Here is a 1,609-nt window from a genome sequence, read left to right on the forward strand (position 1 = left end):
TGCGGGCCGGGATAGGCGAACCATGCGACAACGGCGAGCACCACGCCCAGCGCCGCGATGCCGATCCAACTCCAGCGCTCTACGCTCACTGTTCCCCCGTTCGTTGAGCTGGTACCGAGGGACGATAGTGGGTGATCGCCCGCGCCGCCAGATCCCTGGTCGCCGACCGGTTGGCCCAGCTGCCGAACACGATCGACGCGCCGGGCACGACCTTCGCGGCGACCCGTTTGACCGCGCGCATGCCGGCCATCCTGGCCAGCTTGAGGCTGAGCTGGCCGACCACCCGGGCCGTGCCGCCCGACGAGACCATCGCGGTGCCCGCCGTGGTCCGGCCCGCCGCAACGCCCAGGGCCAGCCGGGCCGCGGACGCCATGCCGTGAACCCGTTGCAGCACAAGCAGATCCGTGGCCCGGTCCGGATCCTGCGGATCGTGCCCGTACGCCGCCGCGATGCTGAGCACCATGCGCGCCTGATTCCAGGCCAGCACACCGAAGTCGACGATCGCGCCGGGCAGCCCGGCCGCGCCCGACACGGCGCCGGTCAGCGACGCCAGGTTGGCGAACTTCTTCGCGGCGATCTGCGCGAGGTCATCGGCTGACACGTGCGGTTGGACGGTGCGCACATAGGCCGTCCACGCCGCCGCGCGCGGGCCGAGCACCCGCACCGCCTCGGCGGCCAGATGCTCGGGGGCGTAGGTCGGGTCGGCACGCATCCGGTTCCAAAGTCCGGCCGGGGGAGAGTCGAGCTCGGGTTCCGTCACGCGGGGGAGCGTACCGCCAATTGTCCAGCGAGGATGGTGGGTGCCTGGGCGAGCGAGGGGCCGTACCAGGTGAGGTGCCTTCCGGAAATCAAGGCATATCCGGTACCGGCAAAGGCCTCCGGCCCATCGTCCACAGTGAACGGATAGGGCTCGTCGGGGAGCACGACCAGGTCGGGCCGGGTAGCGCGGATCTCGTCCAGCGACGGTCGTGGATAGCGTCCGGGCGACGACGCGTAGACGTTGACGATGCCCAACCGGCGCAGCACGTCTCCGGCGAACGTATCCGAGCCGAGCACGACCCAAGGCCGCCGCCACACCGGGATCACCGCCCGCGCCTGTCCGGCCGGTGCCACACCCGCCCAAGCCGCACGGGCCGACTCCAGCCAACCGGGCGTACCCGCGCCCAGGAACCCCATCAGCTCACCGAGCTCGTGCAAGGCCCCGTCGACCGTGCGCGGATAGGTCACATACACGTGCACGCCCGCCTCACGCAGCGCAGCGGCGTCCTGCTCCCGGTTCTCCTCGACGTTCATGAGCACGACGTCTGGCCGCAGCGCGAAAACGCGCGCCAGGTCGGGATATTTGCTGCCGCCGACCCGAGCGACATCGAGCCCTTCCGGATGCGTGCAGTAGTCGGTGGCGCCGACCAATACCTGTGGGCACGTCACCGCGACCGCCTCGGTCAGCGACGGGACCAGCGACACCACCCGCGTCACGCTCAACCCTCAAGCATTCCGCGGCGGTCCTGCTTCTTCCTGGACCGGTGACGTTTCTCCTGCAGTCGGCGTTCGCGCGCGGCGCGGCTCGGCTTGGTCGGCCTGCGCGGCGGCCCGGGTGGCGCGACCGCCT

The 1,609-nt window shown here is 70.9% G+C and carries 2 protein-coding genes and 1 pseudogene; all 3 read right to left on the minus strand.

Annotation, left to right across the window (positions count from 1 at the left end; translation table 11 throughout):
• Positions 1-85 precede the first annotated feature (85 nt).
• Positions 86-760 carry an EcsC family protein gene (locus DM816_RS41780; protein ID WP_425455351.1) on the minus strand — a complete coding sequence of 225 codons (675 nt, stop codon included), beginning with the start codon at positions 758-760 and terminating at the stop codon, positions 86-88.
• Positions 757-1,476, minus strand: a complete 720-nt coding sequence (locus DM816_RS41785; RefSeq protein ID WP_425455352.1) for a helical backbone metal receptor — start codon at positions 1,474-1,476, stop codon at positions 757-759. The genes DM816_RS41780 and DM816_RS41785 overlap by 4 nt, the downstream gene beginning before the upstream one ends.
• 2 nt (positions 1,477-1,478) lie before the next feature.
• Positions 1,479-1,609, minus strand: a pseudogene (locus tag DM816_RS45090) (aminoacyl-tRNA hydrolase); the annotation flags it as partial.

Origin of the sequence: Allorhizocola rhizosphaerae, from assembly GCF_003426775.1 — a bacterium.
In the GTDB taxonomy this organism is placed as follows: domain Bacteria; phylum Actinomycetota; class Actinomycetes; order Mycobacteriales; family Micromonosporaceae; genus Allorhizocola; species Allorhizocola rhizosphaerae.